Raw genomic sequence first — 15,195 nt, forward strand, 5'->3', positions numbered from 1 at the left:
TCACGTCTCCGGCGGCGGCACCGCGCCGGTCTGGCTGGTGATCAGGCCGTAGTGCTCGATGCGGCGATGCCGGGCGAAATCGAAGATCGTGGTCTTGCCGAAGGTCGTCGCATCGAGGTCGCAAGCGTGGACCAGGACCTCGTCCTCGTCCGTCTTGGCTTCTGCAACAATCTCGCCATTGGGATCGACGATCAGGCTCCCGCCGAACAGCGGGTGGCCGTCCTCGACGCCGGCCTTGGCCACCGCCACGACCCAGGTCGCGTTCTGGTAGGCACCGGCTTGCACCGAGAGGCGGTTGTGGAACAGGCGCTTCTCGACGCCCTCTTCGCTCTTCTCCGCATTCACCGACGGCGTGTTGTAGCCGATCAGCACCATCTCGACGCCCTGCAGGCCCATGACGCGATAGGTCTCGGGCCAGCGGCGGTCGTTGCAGATCGCCATGCCGATGATGCCGCCGAGCTCGCGCCAGACCTTGAAGCCGAGATCGCCCGGCTCGAAATAACGCTTCTCCAGATGCTGGTGCGAGCGCCTGGTGTCGTACTCCACATGGCCCGGAAGATGGACCTTGCGATATTTGCCGACGACTCTGCCGGACTTGTCGGTGAGAATAGCTGTGTTGAAGTGATGACCGTCGGGCGTCAGCTCCGCATAGCCGAAGTTCATCGCCATTCCGTGCTGCGCGGCACGCTCGAACAGCGGCTTCGTCGCCGCGTTCGGCATCTCCCGCTCGAACCAGACGTCGAACTCGGCCCGGTCCTCGACATACCAGCGCGGGAAGAACGTCGTCAGTGCCAATTCGGGATAGACGATCAGGTCGGCGCCCTTGCTCTTGGCCTCGTCCATCAGCGCGATCATGCGCTTGACCACGGCCTCGCGGCTATCGGCTTTCTGGATCGGGCCCATCTGGGCGGCGGCGACATTGACGATGCGCATCAGCGACTTCCTGATCTCTTCACGAATTTCCTGGCGAGGCTGGGGATCGCAGCTTCAAGGGCGTAGCGGCAGCATAGCGCCGCCTTGCGTCCGTTTTCCAGCCAAGCAGATTTCATGCCGTTCGCCCCCATTCGGCATCCTGCAACAGCCGCCAGTTGATCTTGTTGCTTGCGGTGCGCGGCAGCTGGTCGACGAAGACGACCGCGCGCGGCGCCTTGTAGCTCGCCATCGCGCCACGCGCCCAGCCAACGATGTCATCGGGCGATGTCGTTGCCCGCGCCGCCTCGTCCAGCACGACTAGCGCCTTGACGGTCTCGCCGCGGTAGTCGTCCGGCGCCGAGATGACGCAGCACTCCCGGATCGCGCGGTTCTGGTACATCGCGGCCTCGACTTCGGCCGGCCAGACCTTGAAGCCGCTGACATTGATCATCCGCTTCAGGCGATCGACGGCGAAGAAATAGCCTTCGGCATCGCGATAGCCGAGATCGCCCGTACGCAGGAACCGCTTTCCGTCAAGTTCGATGAAGGCCTCTGCATTCGCCTGCGGCCTGTTCCAGTACCCCTGCAACACCTGCGGTCCGTGCACGATGATCTCGCCGACCACGTTGTCGCCGAGCTCGATCAGGCTCTCGGGATCGACGACCCTTGCGTCGGTCTCCTGCACAGCGATGCCGAGGCACTGCCGCTTGGGCGCCGCCATCGGATTGAGATGGGTCGGCGACATCGTCTCGGTCATGCCGTAGCCCTCGACGAAATCGAGACCGAACCGCCCCTTGAGCCGCTCAGCGATCGCGGTCGGCATCGCCGCGCCGCCTCCGGTCAGAACCTTGAGCTTCGCAAAGCATTTGTCGCGAAACCGCGCGCTGGCGAGCACGTCGACGATCATGGTCGGCGCGGCGTTCCAGAACGTCACGCCATGGATCTCGAACAGATCCGGCAACAGATCCTTGTCCCAGCGCGCCATCAGGAGCAGCGTGGCCCCGGTGACCATGGCCGCATTCATCGAGCCCTGCATGCCCGCAACATGGAACAAAGGCATGAAGCCGGTCATCACGTCGCTGCCATCGAGCTGATACCAGCGCGCCTGCAACACGGCGGTGAACAGCGCGCTGCGATGGGTATGCATGCACGCCTTGGGCTTGCCCGTGGTACCCGAGGTGTAGGGCAGGATCATGAGATCGTCCCGCCCCGTGGTCATCATGCCCGGCTTCAAGCCTTGCGCGATCGCGGACGACCAGGAATGCCGGCCCGGCGATGACGGCACCTCCGCCGGCGCTTCCGTCACGCAGGATGGCAGCGTATAGGGCGTCGCGGCTGGGACCTCGTCGCGATACTGCGCGACAATCGCATGCCTGATGGCCTCGCCCAGCAGCGGGGCAAACACATCGCTCAGTTCGCTCCCGATGATCGCGACCTTGGCCCCGCTGTCCACGGCGAGATACGCGATCTCGGCGGTCTTGTTCATGGGATTGACGGGTACGATCACGGCATCCGCCCGCATCACCGCGTAATAGGCGATGACATATTGCGGCGAGTTCTGCAGCGCGATCATGACGCGGTCGCCGCGCTTGACGCCGCAGGCGCCCTGCAGGAAGCCGGCCATGGCATCGACACGGTCGCGCAGCTCGGCATAGCTCAGGCTTGCGCCGTAAAACACCGTCGCCGGATGCGACGGCCGTTCATGCGCCGCCTGCGCCAGCGCGTCGTAGAGCGTTCCCTCCGGCATCGCGAGATGCCAGGGCTCATCCGCCGGCCAGGCCGGCGGCCGGCGTGGCGTTGCGTGATCCGCGCTCACCCGTGCTCCTCGTCCGCAATATCGAGGCCATGGTCGAGCGCATCGAGAAGCAGTGTGGCCTCGTGCTCGGAAATGACCAGCGGTGGCGCCAGGAACAGCGAGGTCTGCTCGCCGCTGGTGCCGATCACCGCACCGGCTTCCAGCGCCCGCTCCGCGACGCGCGAGGCGATCGGCACCTCCGCGGTGTCGGCATGCCAGGTCCGCCAGTCCGGCCCGCGCAGCTCCACCGTCCAGTGCAGCCCCTGCCCCGCGACGCGCTGCACGCTCGGATGCTTCTGCGCGATCGCGAGCAGGCGGCGGATGAACAGCTTCTCGAGCTGCTGCACACGCTCCAGAATCCCGTCCTCGGTGACAACCTTCAGATAGGCGCTGACGGCCGCCATGCTGATGGGATGGCCGCGCAGCGTGCCATAGTTCTGCCAGCTCGTCCCCTTGAGCCGCTCGACGATGTCCTTGGACACCACGACCGCTGCCACCGCTGCGGCGCCGCCGCCGAGCGACTTGCCAAGCGTGACGATGTCCGGGCGGCTTTGCGCGCCCTGGAACGCGAACCAGCGGCCCGCGCGCCCGGCGCCGGTGACGACCTCGTCGGCGATCCAGTAGGAGCCCGCCTGCCGCGCGCAGCGCGCCACTTCATCTTGATATTCGCCGTCGTAATAGATGCCGCCCTGGGTGTAGTCGATGATGGTTGCCGCCGTGTCCGAGAGCAGCCGCGTGGCGTCCGCGAGATACTCGCTCGGCGGCGTATTGTTGGCCGGCGCGCCGTAGATCGCGCCATCCGGCGCCGGCAGGATCCGCACCGGTGCCATCGGCGACGGCAGCTTCGAACCGCCGGCATGCACGGCGAGCCCGCCATGCCATTGCGGCTGCACCGTCATGCTGCGCGACAGGCCGGTGATGCCATGATAGGCGCGTTCGCGCGTCGCCAATGCGGACCGCTGCGTCAGCGCCTGACAGAGCGACAGCGCCATGTCGTTGGCCTCGCTGCCGCTGATGCAGAAGCGCACCGCGCCGACCCAGTCCTCTTCGCCTTTGAAAGCTGTCGCCATCAGATCGTCCGCGGCCTGCTCGCGGCCGACCCAGGTCCAGCCCTCGTTGACCACGGGCGTATCCGCCGCGCGGCGGATCGCCTCCACCATCGCGGGGTGCCGATGGCCGAGACCACCGCCGGTGTTGCTGCCGTCGATGAGCTTGCGGCCATCGGACAGGTGAAAGTAGACGCCCTCGCCGCCGACCACGGCCATCGGGGCGGCCTCGCCCGCATTCAGCCCGGTTCGCAACAATCTGCTCATCGCCATCCCCTCACTCTGCAGCCGCGGCGCCATAGCCGCCGCCGCCGCACATCTCGATCGTGACGAGATCGTCTTGCTGCAACACCAGGTTGGACTTGCCGTCGATCGCGACGTTCGCGCCGTGCCTGACCAGCGAGATACGGCACGCCTTGCCGGATTCGCCGCCCTGCATGCCCCAGGGCGCAATCACCATCCGTTCGATGCAAGTGGTCAGGTGCATCGACGGTGCGAGGATGCGGTAGGTGCGGACCGAGCCGTCGCCCCCGCGGTGCGCCCCCCCGCCGCCGGATTGTCGGCGGATGGCCTGCTGCTCCAGCCGGATGGCGTAATTCGCTTCGATCACCTCGACCGGCGTGTTCGAGGTGTTGGACAGATGCACCCGGGTTGCCGACATGCCGGCCCGATCATGGCGCGCGCCTTCGCCGCCACCATGAACCTCGTAAAGCATCTTCCACGATCCGTTCGGTCGCGGTTCGGCAAAGAACAGCACACCCGCAGTGGTCGCCCCGCCGGCCGACAGGCGTTCGGGGATGGTGTCCTGCATGGCGCGAAAGATCGCATCGACGATGCGCATGGACGTCTCATGGTTGCCGGCGGCGACGGACGCCGACCAACCCGGCTCCAGGATCGAGCCCGGGCGCGTGATGATGGTCAGTGGCCTGAGCGCGCCGGCGTTCTGCTGCATGTCGCGCCCGCTCATGATGCGCGCGGCATAGGCGACGGCCGAGCGCGCCATGAATGGTGTCGTGTTGCAGAAGTTCGAGACGCGGTCGCAGCTGCCGGAAAGGTCGAACGTCGCCTCGTCGCCGCGAATGGTGATCTTCACATGGATGCGTGCCGGCGCGTTGTTGTCGCTGCCGTCGTCGAGGTAATCCTCGCCCTCATAGATGCCGTCCGGAAGATCGCGCAGAGCCGCGCGCATCTCGATCTCGGAAAGATCGTGCAGGCGCGATTGCGCCGCCATGAAGACGGCCTTGCCGTGCTCGCGGCAAAGCTCGACGATGCGCCGCTCGCCGGCCTTGGTCGCGGCGATCTGGGCGAGGAGGTCGCCTTCGCAGGATTCGGAGTCGCGAACATTGGCCTTGAGCAGCTGCACGATCGGCGCATTGACGCCGGCCGCGGTCGCGATCAGCACCGGCGGAATCCGCATCGCCTCCTGGAAGGTGTCGATTGCCTTGGCAAAATAACTGCCGGGCCAGGTGCCGCCGATATCGGGCCAGTGCGCAAGGCTGACCGCGAACGCCACGATGTCGCCGTCGACGAAGACGGGCCGCACGACCTTGACGTCGTTGAGATGATTGCCGCCGAGCGCGCCGACGTTGTAGATCACGACGTCGCCGTCGTTCAGGCTGTCACGCGGCACCACCTTCAACAATTCGGGGATGGTGTAGGCCATCGCGCCGAGGTGGATCGGGATGTCGCGCCCCTGCCCGACCAGACCGCCGTGGCCGTCGGTGATCGCCGACGACAGGTCGCCGGCCTCGCGCAAGAGCGGCGAGCGCGCCGAGCGCGTCATCACCAGGCTCATCTCCTCGGCTGCGGCCGAGAGACCGTGCCTGATGACCTCGACGACGAACGGGTCGAGCTTCATGCCTCCCTCCGCGTCAGGAACAGATTGCCAGATACATCAGGCTTTGCCTGCCAGCCCGGCGGCACCACCACGGTGGACCATGCGTCTTCGATGATAGCCGGACCGCTGACGGTCTCAGTCAGCGAGGCGCGGTCGATGATTGCGGTCGGAATGTCATGGAAGCCGTCGAACGAGCAGCTGCGCGTGCCCGTAGACACCGCCCTCACTGCCGTCGCGGGCCGGCTGACGACCGTCGTCGACGGGCGGCGCGCCTGCACCCGCACGGATTCGATGACGCAGGGCTCACTGGTCGCATAGCCGAACAACTCGTGATGCCGCGTCAGGAAATCCTGCTTCAGCCTGGCGGGATCGAGCGGCAGTGTGAACGGCACCGGAATGGCGTCGTTCTGCGCCGCATAGCGCATCAAGGCCACCAGCTCGACCTGGATTTCCGCCTTCGCAACTCCGTTTGCGAGAAGCGGCGCCGAGGCATCGGCAATCAGGGCCTCGATCCGTTCCGAGACGCGGGCGAGATCGATGCCCTCGAGGGCGGCACGAAGGGTCTGCTGCTGCAGGAAGCTGAAATCGGCGGTGAGACAGCCCAGCGCCGAGAAGGCGCTGGATGCACTGGGCACGACGACCTCCGCGATGCCGTAGAGATCGGCGAGGCCCGCGGCATGCATCGGGCCGCCGCCGCCGAAGGCGAGCAGCGTGCAATCGCGTCCGTCGATGCCGCGTTCGACCGTGACGCGGCGAAGCGCGCGGGCCATGGTCGCGTTCGCGACCTTGATGATGCCGAGCGCCGTCTCCGTCAGGCTCAGTCCGAGCGCGCCCGCGATCGGCGCGATGACGCGCCTGGCTGCCTCGATGTCGATGCCAATACGGTCACCAAGCTTGGTCTCGGGATTGAGATAGCCGAGCACGGCGTTGGCGTCCGTGATGGTCGGCTCCGTGCCGCCGCGGCCGTAGCAGGCCGGACCCGGCTCGGAGCCGGCGCTCTCCGGCCCGACCGTCAGGCCGCCGGGACCGTTGCGCACGATCGATCCGCCGCCGGCGCCGATCGAATGCACCGCGAGCATCGGCTGGCGTAGCGGCTTGTCGCCGAGCATGCGGCCGTCGGTCATCTCGGCCTGGCCGTCGACGATCAGGCACACGTCGGTCGTGGTGCCGCCCATGTCGAACGTCAGCATCCGCGAGGTGCCGAGCTGGCGCGCGATGCTGACCGAAGCAGAGACGCCAGCGGCCGGTCCCGACATCGCCATCACCAGCGGCCGCCGCTTCACTGCCGAAATCGGGATCATGGCGCCGGCGGAATGAAACACCTGCAATCCCGGCCCGATCGGCAGCCGCTGCTCCAGTTCGCTCAGATACTCGACCGCGATCGGCATCGCGGCCGCGTTGAACACGGTCGCCGAAGTCCGCTCATACTCGCGTGCCTCGGGGTTGACCTCATGCGATAGCGAGACATGGGCGACGACCTCCTTGAGACGCTCGCCGAGCATCTTCTCGTGGACGGGATTGGCATAGGCGTGAAGCAAGGCCACCGCGACACTCTGCACGCCGGTGTCCTTCAGCCAGGCCAGCAGACGCTCGATTTCCGCTTGCTCCAGCGCCTTCAGCACCCGGCCCTCGTGATCGAGGCGCTCGGCAAGCCCGAAGCAGCGTTCAGGCGGCACCAGCGGCGGCGATTTCGGCGGAATGTCGAGCCGATAGAGATCGCGGCGGCGATAGCGCGCGATCTCGAGCACGTCAGCAAAGCCTTCGGTCGCGACCAGCGCGACCTTCGGCAGCCGGTTCTCGACGATCGCGTTGGTGACGCGCGTGGTGCCATGGACGAAGCGCTTGACCTCGCTCTTGCTTAGGCCCACCGCCTCGATCGCCTCCAGCATCGCCTGAACCGGCGCCTGCGGTCGCGATGGCACTTTCGCGATCCGGGCCTCGGCGGAATCGCGCCTGATGGCGATGATATCGGTGAAGGTGCCACCGATATCGGTGCCGACTTCCCAGTGACTTTCAAAAGAGCTCATGTGTTGCGTCAGCTACGCGTGGCGCCCGAACCGGACGCCGGGCCCTTCCCGTCCATCGCAAACTCGAATGCCGAACCGAGAGCGCTCATCTTGCATCCCCTGTCATGCCACCGTCAGCGAGCGTGCGACAGAGCGGTGGCCTTCCGACAGGGCCAGAGTTGTCGCAATTCGCTGGGCCAGCAGGCCCATGGCGCAGCGCGCCACAGCGCCGGATGCACGTTTTGGTGCAGCAGTGCCTGCAGAGACAGCACGCGAACGCGCGCTGTTCCTCACCGGAAACGCGCAACGCACCACAGATTTGTCTGAGCAAATCGCGATGTCTATTGCACTGCAGTCCGAGCGACCGAGATCAGTTGTCTAATTTGCAGGCGATCGATTGTCCGCGCGGCAGTTCCGGATGCCTATGAGCTATGCACGGCGGTCGGCTCAGCCTCTCTTTATTGTACGATCAGTAAGAGAGCGACTTGGCGGGTCGGATAGTGCGTCGCGAGAGGCGCCGCCGATGCAGGCTGCAATTCTTGCAAGCAGTGGAGCGGCATCCTCGACGCGCAACCGCCCGTAGCCGAACACCAGGCCTTGTCGCGTCGGCCGCTCCAGGAAATTCTGCGACAATGGCTGCACGTGGATGCCGGCCTGCTTCAGGACCGCGGCCGCCTCCCGATCGCTCATCCGCGCCTGCATTGCGTCGGTGAACAGTGCCACCAGGTGCAGGCCGGTGACGGCGGAGGACACGGTCAGATCATCCGGCATCAGCGCTCCGATCGCCTCGATCAGCGCCTTTCGCCGGGCAGCATAGACCCGCCGCATTGCGCGCAGATGCCGCAGCAGATGGCCTTCCCGCATGAATTCCGCCAAGGCGAGCTGTCCGATGCCGGATGTGTGCACGTCGATTCGCGCGCGGCCCTTGGCGAACCCTTCGATGAAATGCTTGTTCGCAACGAGGTATCCGAGCCGCAGGTTCGGCATCATGATCTTCGAGAAGGTGCCGAAATAGATCACCCGGCCCTCGCGATCGAGCGAGCGCAGCGAGGCGATCATGCTGTCCTGATGCCTGAACTCCGAATTGTAGTCGTCCTCGATCACCCAGACGTCGTTCTTGTTCGCCCAGTCGAGAAGCTCGAGCCGCCGCTCCAGGCCCATGCTGATCCCGAGCGGATATTGATGCGATGGCGTGACCACGATCAGCCGCGCGCGTGGTGCGCGCCGAATTCCTTCCGAGACGACCAGTCCCTTGTCGTCGACCGGAATCGGAACGATGTTTGCGCCGGCCGCCGTGAGCGCCCATCGCGCCTCGACGAAGCCTGGCTCCTCGACCCAGACCTCGTCGCCGGGATCGAGGATCATCCGGCTGCAGAAATCCAATGCACCCGACGTGCCGGAGGTGACGACGACCTCGTCCGGCGAACAAACGAGACCGCGCACGGAGCTGAGGAAGTTCGCGATCTCGCTCCGCAATCGCGGATGGCCTTCGGGCGGAAGATCGAGGCACTCCTGCTCTCTCGGATTCTGCCAGGCCTGGCGCAGCAGGCGCGACCAATCCTTGAACGGAAAGGTCGAGATGTCAGGCGCGCCCGGAGCGAATACGGACGGCCAGTTGGTCTCGTAGTCGAGACCGAGCAGCGCGCGCCAACGCTCCGACATGTGGGCAGGCTTGCCAGCAGGCGACGCGGGCTCGGCATGCGGGGCCGTAACGGCAGCCACAATGACGCTGCCGCGCGGCGTCGATTCCAGATAGCCCTCGGCGTAGAGCAGATCCCATGCCGTCAGCACCACGGTCCGCGAGCACCCCAGTTCGCGCGCGATCTCGCGCGAACCGAGAAATTGCGTTCCTGAGGGAAAGGCGCCGCAGAGAATGCCGTCCCGGATATGCTTCGCGATCTGCAAGTGCAGCGGCACCGCGAAGGTCCGGTCGATATGGATCCCGGCAAGGGATACACGCTTGCTCGGATGACGGCTGTTGTTCATGTCTCGCCTGCCGGGCAACGCAGGTTCTGCCCGCCGTCATTCCGGGAGCTCGCCCCGGAATGACGGCGCGACACTTCGTTACGCGCTCGCCTGGGTCACGAACTTCGTGTTGAGATAGCCCTCGATCGCCTCGAGGCCGCCTTCGGAGCCATAGCCGGAATCCTTGATGCCGCCGAACGGCACTTCGGGAAGTGCGAGGCCGTGATGGTTGATCGAGACCATCCCGCTCTCGATGTCGGCACCGATGGCCTGCATCGTCTTGGTCGAGGTGGTGTAGGCATAGGCCGCCAGGCCGTAAGGCAGGCGGTTGGCCTCAGCCACCACCTCGTCATAGCTGCGGAACGAGGTGATCGGCGCCAGCGGGCCGAACGGCTCCTCGTTCATGATGCGGGCATCGCGCGGCACGTCGGTGAGCACCGTCGGCTCGAAGAAGAAGCCTTCATTGCCGATGCGCTTGCCGCCGGCCTTGACCTTGGCGCCGCGCTGGACCGCGTCGGAGACGAGGCCCTCCATGGCGTCGACGCGTCGCGGATTCGCCAGCGGTCCCATGCGCGTGTCCTTGTCGAGGCCATTGCCGACCTTGAGGCTCTTGGCCGCCGCCACGAACTTGTCGACGAAGGGCTCGTAGACGCTCTCATGCACCAGGAAGCGCGTCGGCGAGACGCAGACCTGGCCGGCGTTGCGGAACTTGTTGGCCGACAGGATTTTTGCGGCGTTGTCGAGGTCCGCGTCCGCGAACACGATCGCCGGCGCATGGCCGCCGAGCTCCATGGTGACGCGCTTCATGTGCAAGCCCGCGAGCGCAGCCAGATGCTTGCCGACGGCGGTGGAGCCGGTGAAGCTGATCTTGCGGATGATCGGATGCGGAATGAGATATTCCGACACTTCCGCCGGCACGCCGAACACCAGCTGCACGACGCCGGCCGGAATGCCGGCATCGGCATAGGCGCGCACCAGCTCCATGCAGCTTGCAGGCGTCTCTTCCGGGCCCTTGACGATGATCGAGCAGCCGGCGGCGAGCGCCGCCGAGATCTTGCGCACCGCCTGGTTGATCGGGAAATTCCAGGGCGTGAAGGCGGCGACCGGGCCGACCGGCTCCTTGGTCACGAGCTGGGTAACGTTGCCCATCCGCGGCGGCACGATGCGGCCATAGGCGCGACGCGCCTCTTCCGCGAACCAGTCGATGAGGTCGCCGGCCAGCATGGTCTCGCCCTGCGCTTCCACCACCGGCTTGCCTTGTTCCATGGTCATCACGGGCGCGATCTCGGCGGCGCGCGAGCGGATGATGTCGGCGGCCTTGCGCATCAGCTTGTACCGGTCGAACGGCGAGGTCTTGCGCCAGGTCTCGAAGCCGGCCTTGGCCGCCTCCAGCGCGCGGTCGAGGTCTGCGCGCGAGGCATGCGGGGTCTTGCCGATCGGCTGGCCGGTGGCGGGATTGAGGATGTCCTCCGACTTGCCGGACGAACCATCGGTCCACTCGCCGGCGATGAACATCTGAACTTTCGGGTACATCCGTGCTGCCTCCTGCATGATTTTCAGTCTTCGACGGGTTGGCGCCGCCATCTCGAGCCGGCGCAGAGCTACACCGAAAGACAGCCGACGAAAAGAGATCCGTGATGCCGCCGCGGCGCATCACTGACCTTCCCGGGCACCGTCTCGTGAGGCGAATCCGCGGTTAGAACCGATCGAGATTGGGGCGGCGCGCATTGCAAGTCTCGCCCGCGGGCCAGATATTGCCGGGAGCCAGTCAATCGCATCCAAATCGGTCATCCGCACACCATGCCCTTCTTCCGGCTCGACAACGGCGACCTTCGTCCCGATGAATCCATGGATTTCAACCCGGAGGACGTGCCGCGCGCCATCGCAGCCTTCGGCGGCGAGATGGTCACGAAGGGCACGGAGGTGGCCATGCACGCCCATAGCAAGGACGAGCTCGTCCTGGCCCGGCGCGGCATCGTCAGGCTGGAAGCCGGGCGAAACATGTGGATCGTGCCGCCGCGCTGCGCGGTCTGGATTCCCGGCCATGTTGCGCATGGCGTGAGCGTCGCTGGAAATGTCGAGGTCTATTGCCTGTTCCTCGAGCCGAATGCGGCACCGGCGCTGCCTCGGCAATGCTGCACGCTGACGATCTCCCCCTTGCTGGAACGTCTGCTGGTCCATGCCACGCACATGCCGGCCCTTTACGACCTCGACGGACCAGACGGGCGGATCGCGGCAGTGCTGCTGGATCAGCTCTCGCTGGCGCCTGTCGAAGAGCTGCGTTTTCCCATGCCAGCCGATTCCAGGCTGCGCAGGATCGCGAGCGCGATGATGGCCGACCCTTCCGACCGCGCAACAATCGAGGACTGGGGCCGGCGCATGGCCGTCGCTCCAAGGACCCTCACCCGTATCCTGCAACGCGAGACCGGCATGAGCTTCGGCCGATGGCGCCAGCAGCTCCACATCCTGATTGCGCTTCAGCGCCTCGACCAGGGAGCGTCGGTGCACGCTGTGGCGCTCGATCTCGGCTATGAGGGCGCGAGCGCCTTCGTCACCATGTTCCGCAAAGCTCTGGGGAAGCCGCCCGCGCGATACCTCGCCGAGCGCCGCGTCCTGACGCACTGACCGGAAATCGCAATCGATTGTCACGTTCGCGGAATGCGGGCGGCAGACCGATTCCGTATTCAGGCTCCAAGGCCCGTCCGCGGGCGCATTATCCGGAGCCGAGAAACATGGATTCCCTCAGCCGAGGCCTTGTCGCCGACGTTCTCCTTCGTCTTCATCAGGAAGCGGAGGCGGCCGATGCGCCGCTGATGCAAGCCATCGGCGAAGCAACCGATCAGCAGGGCGCCATCAGCCACTTCATCGAAGCCGAGACCAGGGATCTCACGGGGGTCTATCGCGGGCTCGCGGACAATTTTCTGAATGTCTCGCCCGAGTTCGGACGGTTTCTCTACCTCTGCGCCCGCGCCTGCAAGGCGACCCGCATCGTGGAGTTCGGCTCTTCGATGGGGATTTCCGCCATCTACATGGCCGCCGCCTTGCGCGACATGAGCGGCGGCCGCCTGATCGGGACCGATCTCGAGCCCGCCAAGATTGCGCGTGCACGCGCCAACCTCGCTGCCGCAGGGCTCGACGACCTGGTGGAATTTCGCGTCGGCGATGCGCGCGAGACCCTCAAAGCCGGCATCGGCGGCGAGATCGACATGGTGATGCTCGACGGCGCGTTCACGCTCTATCTTCCCATCCTGAAGCTACTCGAGCCCCACCTGAAGTGCGGCGCGGTGATCATTGGCGAGAACGCGTTTGCGGAAGGCGCGGGCTATCTCGACTACGTCCGCGATCCCCAGAACGGCTATCTCTCGCTGCCGCTGCCGTTCAATCCGGGGCGCGGCAACGAACTGACCATCAGGACCAGGTAGTCCCGGCGACCGCTGAGAAATGATTGGAGCCACGCTTTGAACGAGCCCGACCAACCCCGGATGTCCGAGCCATCGAAGCCGCCGCAGGGGCGGGTCACGCGCATATTGCTGCAATGGCTGATGCGCCCTGCGCGCATCGCCAGGATCGAGGTGCTCTCGCCCCGCTTTCGGTCGATCGCGCTCGAGGGCGACGCACTCAAGGACCGCGCGTGGACCGTGGGTCAGAAGATCCAGGTCGCGATGGGATCCGGCCTGAGCGCGCGAACCTACACGCCGATGTCGTGGGACGCGGAGAAAGGACGCACGACATTGCTGGCTTTCGCGCACGGCAGCGGTCCTGGCAGCCGATGGGCAAGCAGCTTGCAGGAAGGCGACATGTGCTGGCTCTTCGGCCCGCGCCGCTCACTCGAACCTTCCGCGGGAGAACCGCCCATAGTCTTGTTCGGCGATGAAACCTCATTCGGCCTTGCTTCGGCACTTAAGGAGAGCCGGCAGGCAGGCGGTACAATCCACGTGTTCGAAGTTTCGGATGCCGCCGAAGCAAGTCCCGTTCTGGCGGCGATCGGTCTCGCCAGCGCGACACTGATCGCGCGCAGCGCCGAGGATGCCCATCTCGCAGCCGTCGAGGCCGAACTGCTGCGCTTTTCCGCAAGCGCGCATTTCGTCCTGACCGGCAAGGCTTCGTCGATCCAGCGTATCAGCCGGGCCCTGAAAGCGGCCGGCGTCGCAACATCGCGGATGAGGACCAAGGCCTATTGGGCGCCGGGCAAGACAGGGTTGGATTGACGCAAACGCCGCCAGCCGATGACGATGCCCGTGATCGAGAATGCCAGCCCGAGTGCGCAGAGCCCAACGACCAGGACGTCACGCAGACGCGGGCTTGCCATGAGAGCGGGGAAGTCCAGCGTATGCAACGCGCCGTAGACCCAGCGATAGGCCCGCCGCGAGGCATCCAACCGTTGCAGCACGCGGCCTTCCGCGCCATCGATGTCGAACCAGAGTTCGCCACAGCGCAATCGATAGACAGGTGAACCCGGGAAGGCTGATCGCACGTTGTAAGAATCGCCATCGGCGACGACGGACGGTGCGTCGCAGCGCGGGGCGAGGCGCGCCGTCAATGCCGACAGCTCGCGCGCGCTGAGAAACCCCGTCGGCTCATCGTGCGGCAGATCCCCTGCCCTGATCAATCTCTGACCGCCAAGCCCGACCCGGTCGCGCCGATAGACAGTGCCGTTGAAGCCGAACCATTCGACCTCGCGGGCCGAGGAGGATATTGACTGGCGATCGAGCGATGCGGCCTCCCTCCAATCCGGCGCACCGTTGATCACGCCGGCCTCGGCCGGGGTCAACTGCCCGCGCGAGAACAGCCGCCCGTGATCCATCGAGAGCCAGCCGCTGAAGATCCAGCTCAGCACGAAGACCATCGCCGCAAGCCCAATGAGGTGGTGCAGGGCATGCCAGCCACGATAGGGTGAGGAGATCAGGTGTCCTCGAATCTTCACCCGCGCGATCCCGAGCACCGCACCAAGCAATGCTGCGATCAATGCGAGCAGCGACAAGGTCCAGACCACCCCATCCCACAGCGCCCAGTTGCTTCGCAGAACCGTGGGATAGATCCAGTGCAGAACACTGCCGGCCCAATTCCAGGCGCGCTCGCTGCGCGTCGTGTCAAGCACCACCTCGCCGGTCGATGACGAGACATAGACCTCCGTCCCGGCGGCATCGCCGAGGGCAGCGCGGAACAACGGCCGGTGGCGATCGAATCCATTCGGCACGCTCCATTGATCGTAGTCAGAATGCCCGGTGATCGTGGCACGTGCTGCGTCGAGTCCACGCTGACGGGCGTGAGCTCGCACGATGGCGAGCGCGGCATCGGCGGAGATCACCGATGCGTCCTGCCCGTCCGAGGCGCGCACCGCTCCGGAACGCGTCGGTCCCGACGCGATGTAGACCGGTCCGACGCTCCGCTGGATCAGCCGCACGCGCGTGGCATCCGCGATCCCGCTCGCGGCCACGGCGTCTCCGACCGAAATCCTGATCTCGCCGCGATCCACCGGCACGAGCCCGGCAAACCGCTCCGCTTCCGTCAGCGACGGAAACGGAACGAAGTGCATCACGATCCCGGTCGCGAACCACATCGCGAACAGGAGGCAGAACGCGATCCCGAGCCAGCGGTGCGAGAGGACGATCGCGCCCATCATGCGTTCAGCGT

At 65.9% G+C, this 15,195-nt stretch carries 11 protein-coding genes; 3 read left to right on the plus strand and 8 right to left on the minus strand.

Annotated features, from left to right (window positions below; all coding sequences use genetic code 11):
- The 7 genes from IVB23_RS06865 to IVB23_RS06895 all read right to left on the minus strand — a co-directional run bounded on the left by IVB23_RS06865 (position 1) and on the right by IVB23_RS06895 (position 11,094).
- Complete coding sequence (locus tag IVB23_RS06865; RefSeq protein ID WP_247803031.1) at positions 1–933, minus strand: N-carbamoyl-D-amino-acid hydrolase; 933 nt, start codon at positions 931–933, stop codon at positions 1–3.
- 112 nt (positions 934–1,045) lie between these two features.
- Positions 1,046–2,728, minus strand: coding sequence for a long-chain-fatty-acid--CoA ligase (locus IVB23_RS06870; protein ID WP_247803032.1), 1,683 nt, complete (start codon positions 2,726–2,728; stop codon positions 1,046–1,048).
- Positions 2,725–4,020, minus strand: coding sequence for an aspartate aminotransferase family protein (locus tag IVB23_RS06875; RefSeq protein WP_247803033.1), 1,296 nt, complete (start codon positions 4,018–4,020; stop codon positions 2,725–2,727). The genes IVB23_RS06870 and IVB23_RS06875 overlap by 4 nt, the downstream gene beginning before the upstream one ends.
- A gap of 10 nt (positions 4,021–4,030) precedes the next feature.
- Positions 4,031–5,611: a hydantoinase B/oxoprolinase family protein gene (locus tag IVB23_RS06880; protein WP_247803034.1), complete on the minus strand. Its 1,581-nt coding sequence runs from the start codon at positions 5,609–5,611 to the stop codon at positions 4,031–4,033.
- Positions 5,608–7,617 carry a hydantoinase/oxoprolinase family protein gene (locus IVB23_RS06885; protein ID WP_247803035.1) on the minus strand — a complete coding sequence of 670 codons (2,010 nt, stop codon included), beginning with the start codon at positions 7,615–7,617 and terminating at the stop codon, positions 5,608–5,610. Before IVB23_RS06885 ends, IVB23_RS06880 begins: the two co-directional genes overlap by 4 nt.
- A 426-nt stretch (positions 7,618–8,043) precedes the next feature.
- Positions 8,044–9,582: a PLP-dependent aminotransferase family protein gene (locus tag IVB23_RS06890; RefSeq protein ID WP_247803036.1), complete on the minus strand. Its 1,539-nt coding sequence runs from the start codon at positions 9,580–9,582 to the stop codon at positions 8,044–8,046.
- 78 nt (positions 9,583–9,660) lie between these two features.
- On the minus strand, positions 9,661–11,094 hold the full coding sequence (locus IVB23_RS06895) for an NAD-dependent succinate-semialdehyde dehydrogenase (RefSeq protein ID WP_061883203.1): 1,434 nt from the start codon (positions 11,092–11,094) through the stop codon (positions 9,661–9,663).
- Positions 11,095–11,409: 315 nt separating this feature from the next.
- Here IVB23_RS06895 and IVB23_RS06900 point away from each other — a divergent pair, with 315 nt between their 5' ends.
- The 3 genes from IVB23_RS06900 (at position 11,410) to IVB23_RS06910 (ending at position 13,769) form a co-directional block, all read left to right on the plus strand.
- Positions 11,410–12,186, plus strand: a complete 777-nt coding sequence (locus tag IVB23_RS06900) for a helix-turn-helix transcriptional regulator (protein WP_061883363.1) — start codon at positions 11,410–11,412, stop codon at positions 12,184–12,186.
- 107 nt (positions 12,187–12,293) lie between these two features.
- Positions 12,294–12,983, plus strand: coding sequence for a class I SAM-dependent methyltransferase (locus IVB23_RS06905; protein ID WP_247803037.1), 690 nt, complete (start codon positions 12,294–12,296; stop codon positions 12,981–12,983).
- Between the two features lie 105 nt (positions 12,984–13,088).
- Positions 13,089–13,769, plus strand: a complete 681-nt coding sequence (locus IVB23_RS06910; protein ID WP_247803038.1) for a siderophore-interacting protein — start codon at positions 13,089–13,091, stop codon at positions 13,767–13,769.
- On the opposite strand, the gene IVB23_RS06915 is transcribed toward IVB23_RS06910, so the two are convergent.
- Entirely contained in the window at positions 13,736–15,184 is a 1,449-nt protein-coding gene (locus IVB23_RS06915; protein ID WP_247803039.1) for a PepSY domain-containing protein, read from the minus strand. The genes IVB23_RS06910 and IVB23_RS06915 overlap by 34 nt on opposite strands.
- Positions 15,185–15,195 lie beyond the last annotated feature (11 nt).

Origin of the sequence: Bradyrhizobium sp. 191, from assembly GCF_023100985.1 — a bacterium.
Lineage (GTDB): Bacteria > Pseudomonadota > Alphaproteobacteria > Rhizobiales > Xanthobacteraceae > Bradyrhizobium > Bradyrhizobium diversitatis.

Coding starts and splice junctions, on each gene's coding strand:
- IVB23_RS06865 (WP_247803031.1), bottom strand. CDS start 933: ATGCGCATCGTCAATGTCGCCGCCGCCCAGATGGGCCCGATCCAGAAA.
- IVB23_RS06875 (WP_247803033.1), bottom strand. CDS start 4,020: ATGAGCAGATTGTTGCGAACCGGGCTGAATGCGGGCGAGGCCGCCCCG.
- IVB23_RS06880 (WP_247803034.1), bottom strand. CDS start 5,611: ATGAAGCTCGACCCGTTCGTCGTCGAGGTCATCAGGCACGGTCTCTCG.
- IVB23_RS06885 (WP_247803035.1), bottom strand. CDS start 7,617: ATGAGCTCTTTTGAAAGTCACTGGGAAGTCGGCACCGATATCGGTGGC.
- IVB23_RS06890 (WP_247803036.1), bottom strand. CDS start 9,582: ATGAACAACAGCCGTCATCCGAGCAAGCGTGTATCCCTTGCCGGGATC.
- IVB23_RS06895 (WP_061883203.1), bottom strand. CDS start 11,094: ATGTACCCGAAAGTTCAGATGTTCATCGCCGGCGAGTGGACCGATGGT.
- IVB23_RS06900 (WP_061883363.1), top strand. CDS start 11,410: ATGGATTTCAACCCGGAGGACGTGCCGCGCGCCATCGCAGCCTTCGGC.
- IVB23_RS06905 (WP_247803037.1), top strand. CDS start 12,294: ATGGATTCCCTCAGCCGAGGCCTTGTCGCCGACGTTCTCCTTCGTCTT.
- IVB23_RS06915 (WP_247803039.1), bottom strand. CDS start 15,184: ATGATGGGCGCGATCGTCCTCTCGCACCGCTGGCTCGGGATCGCGTTC.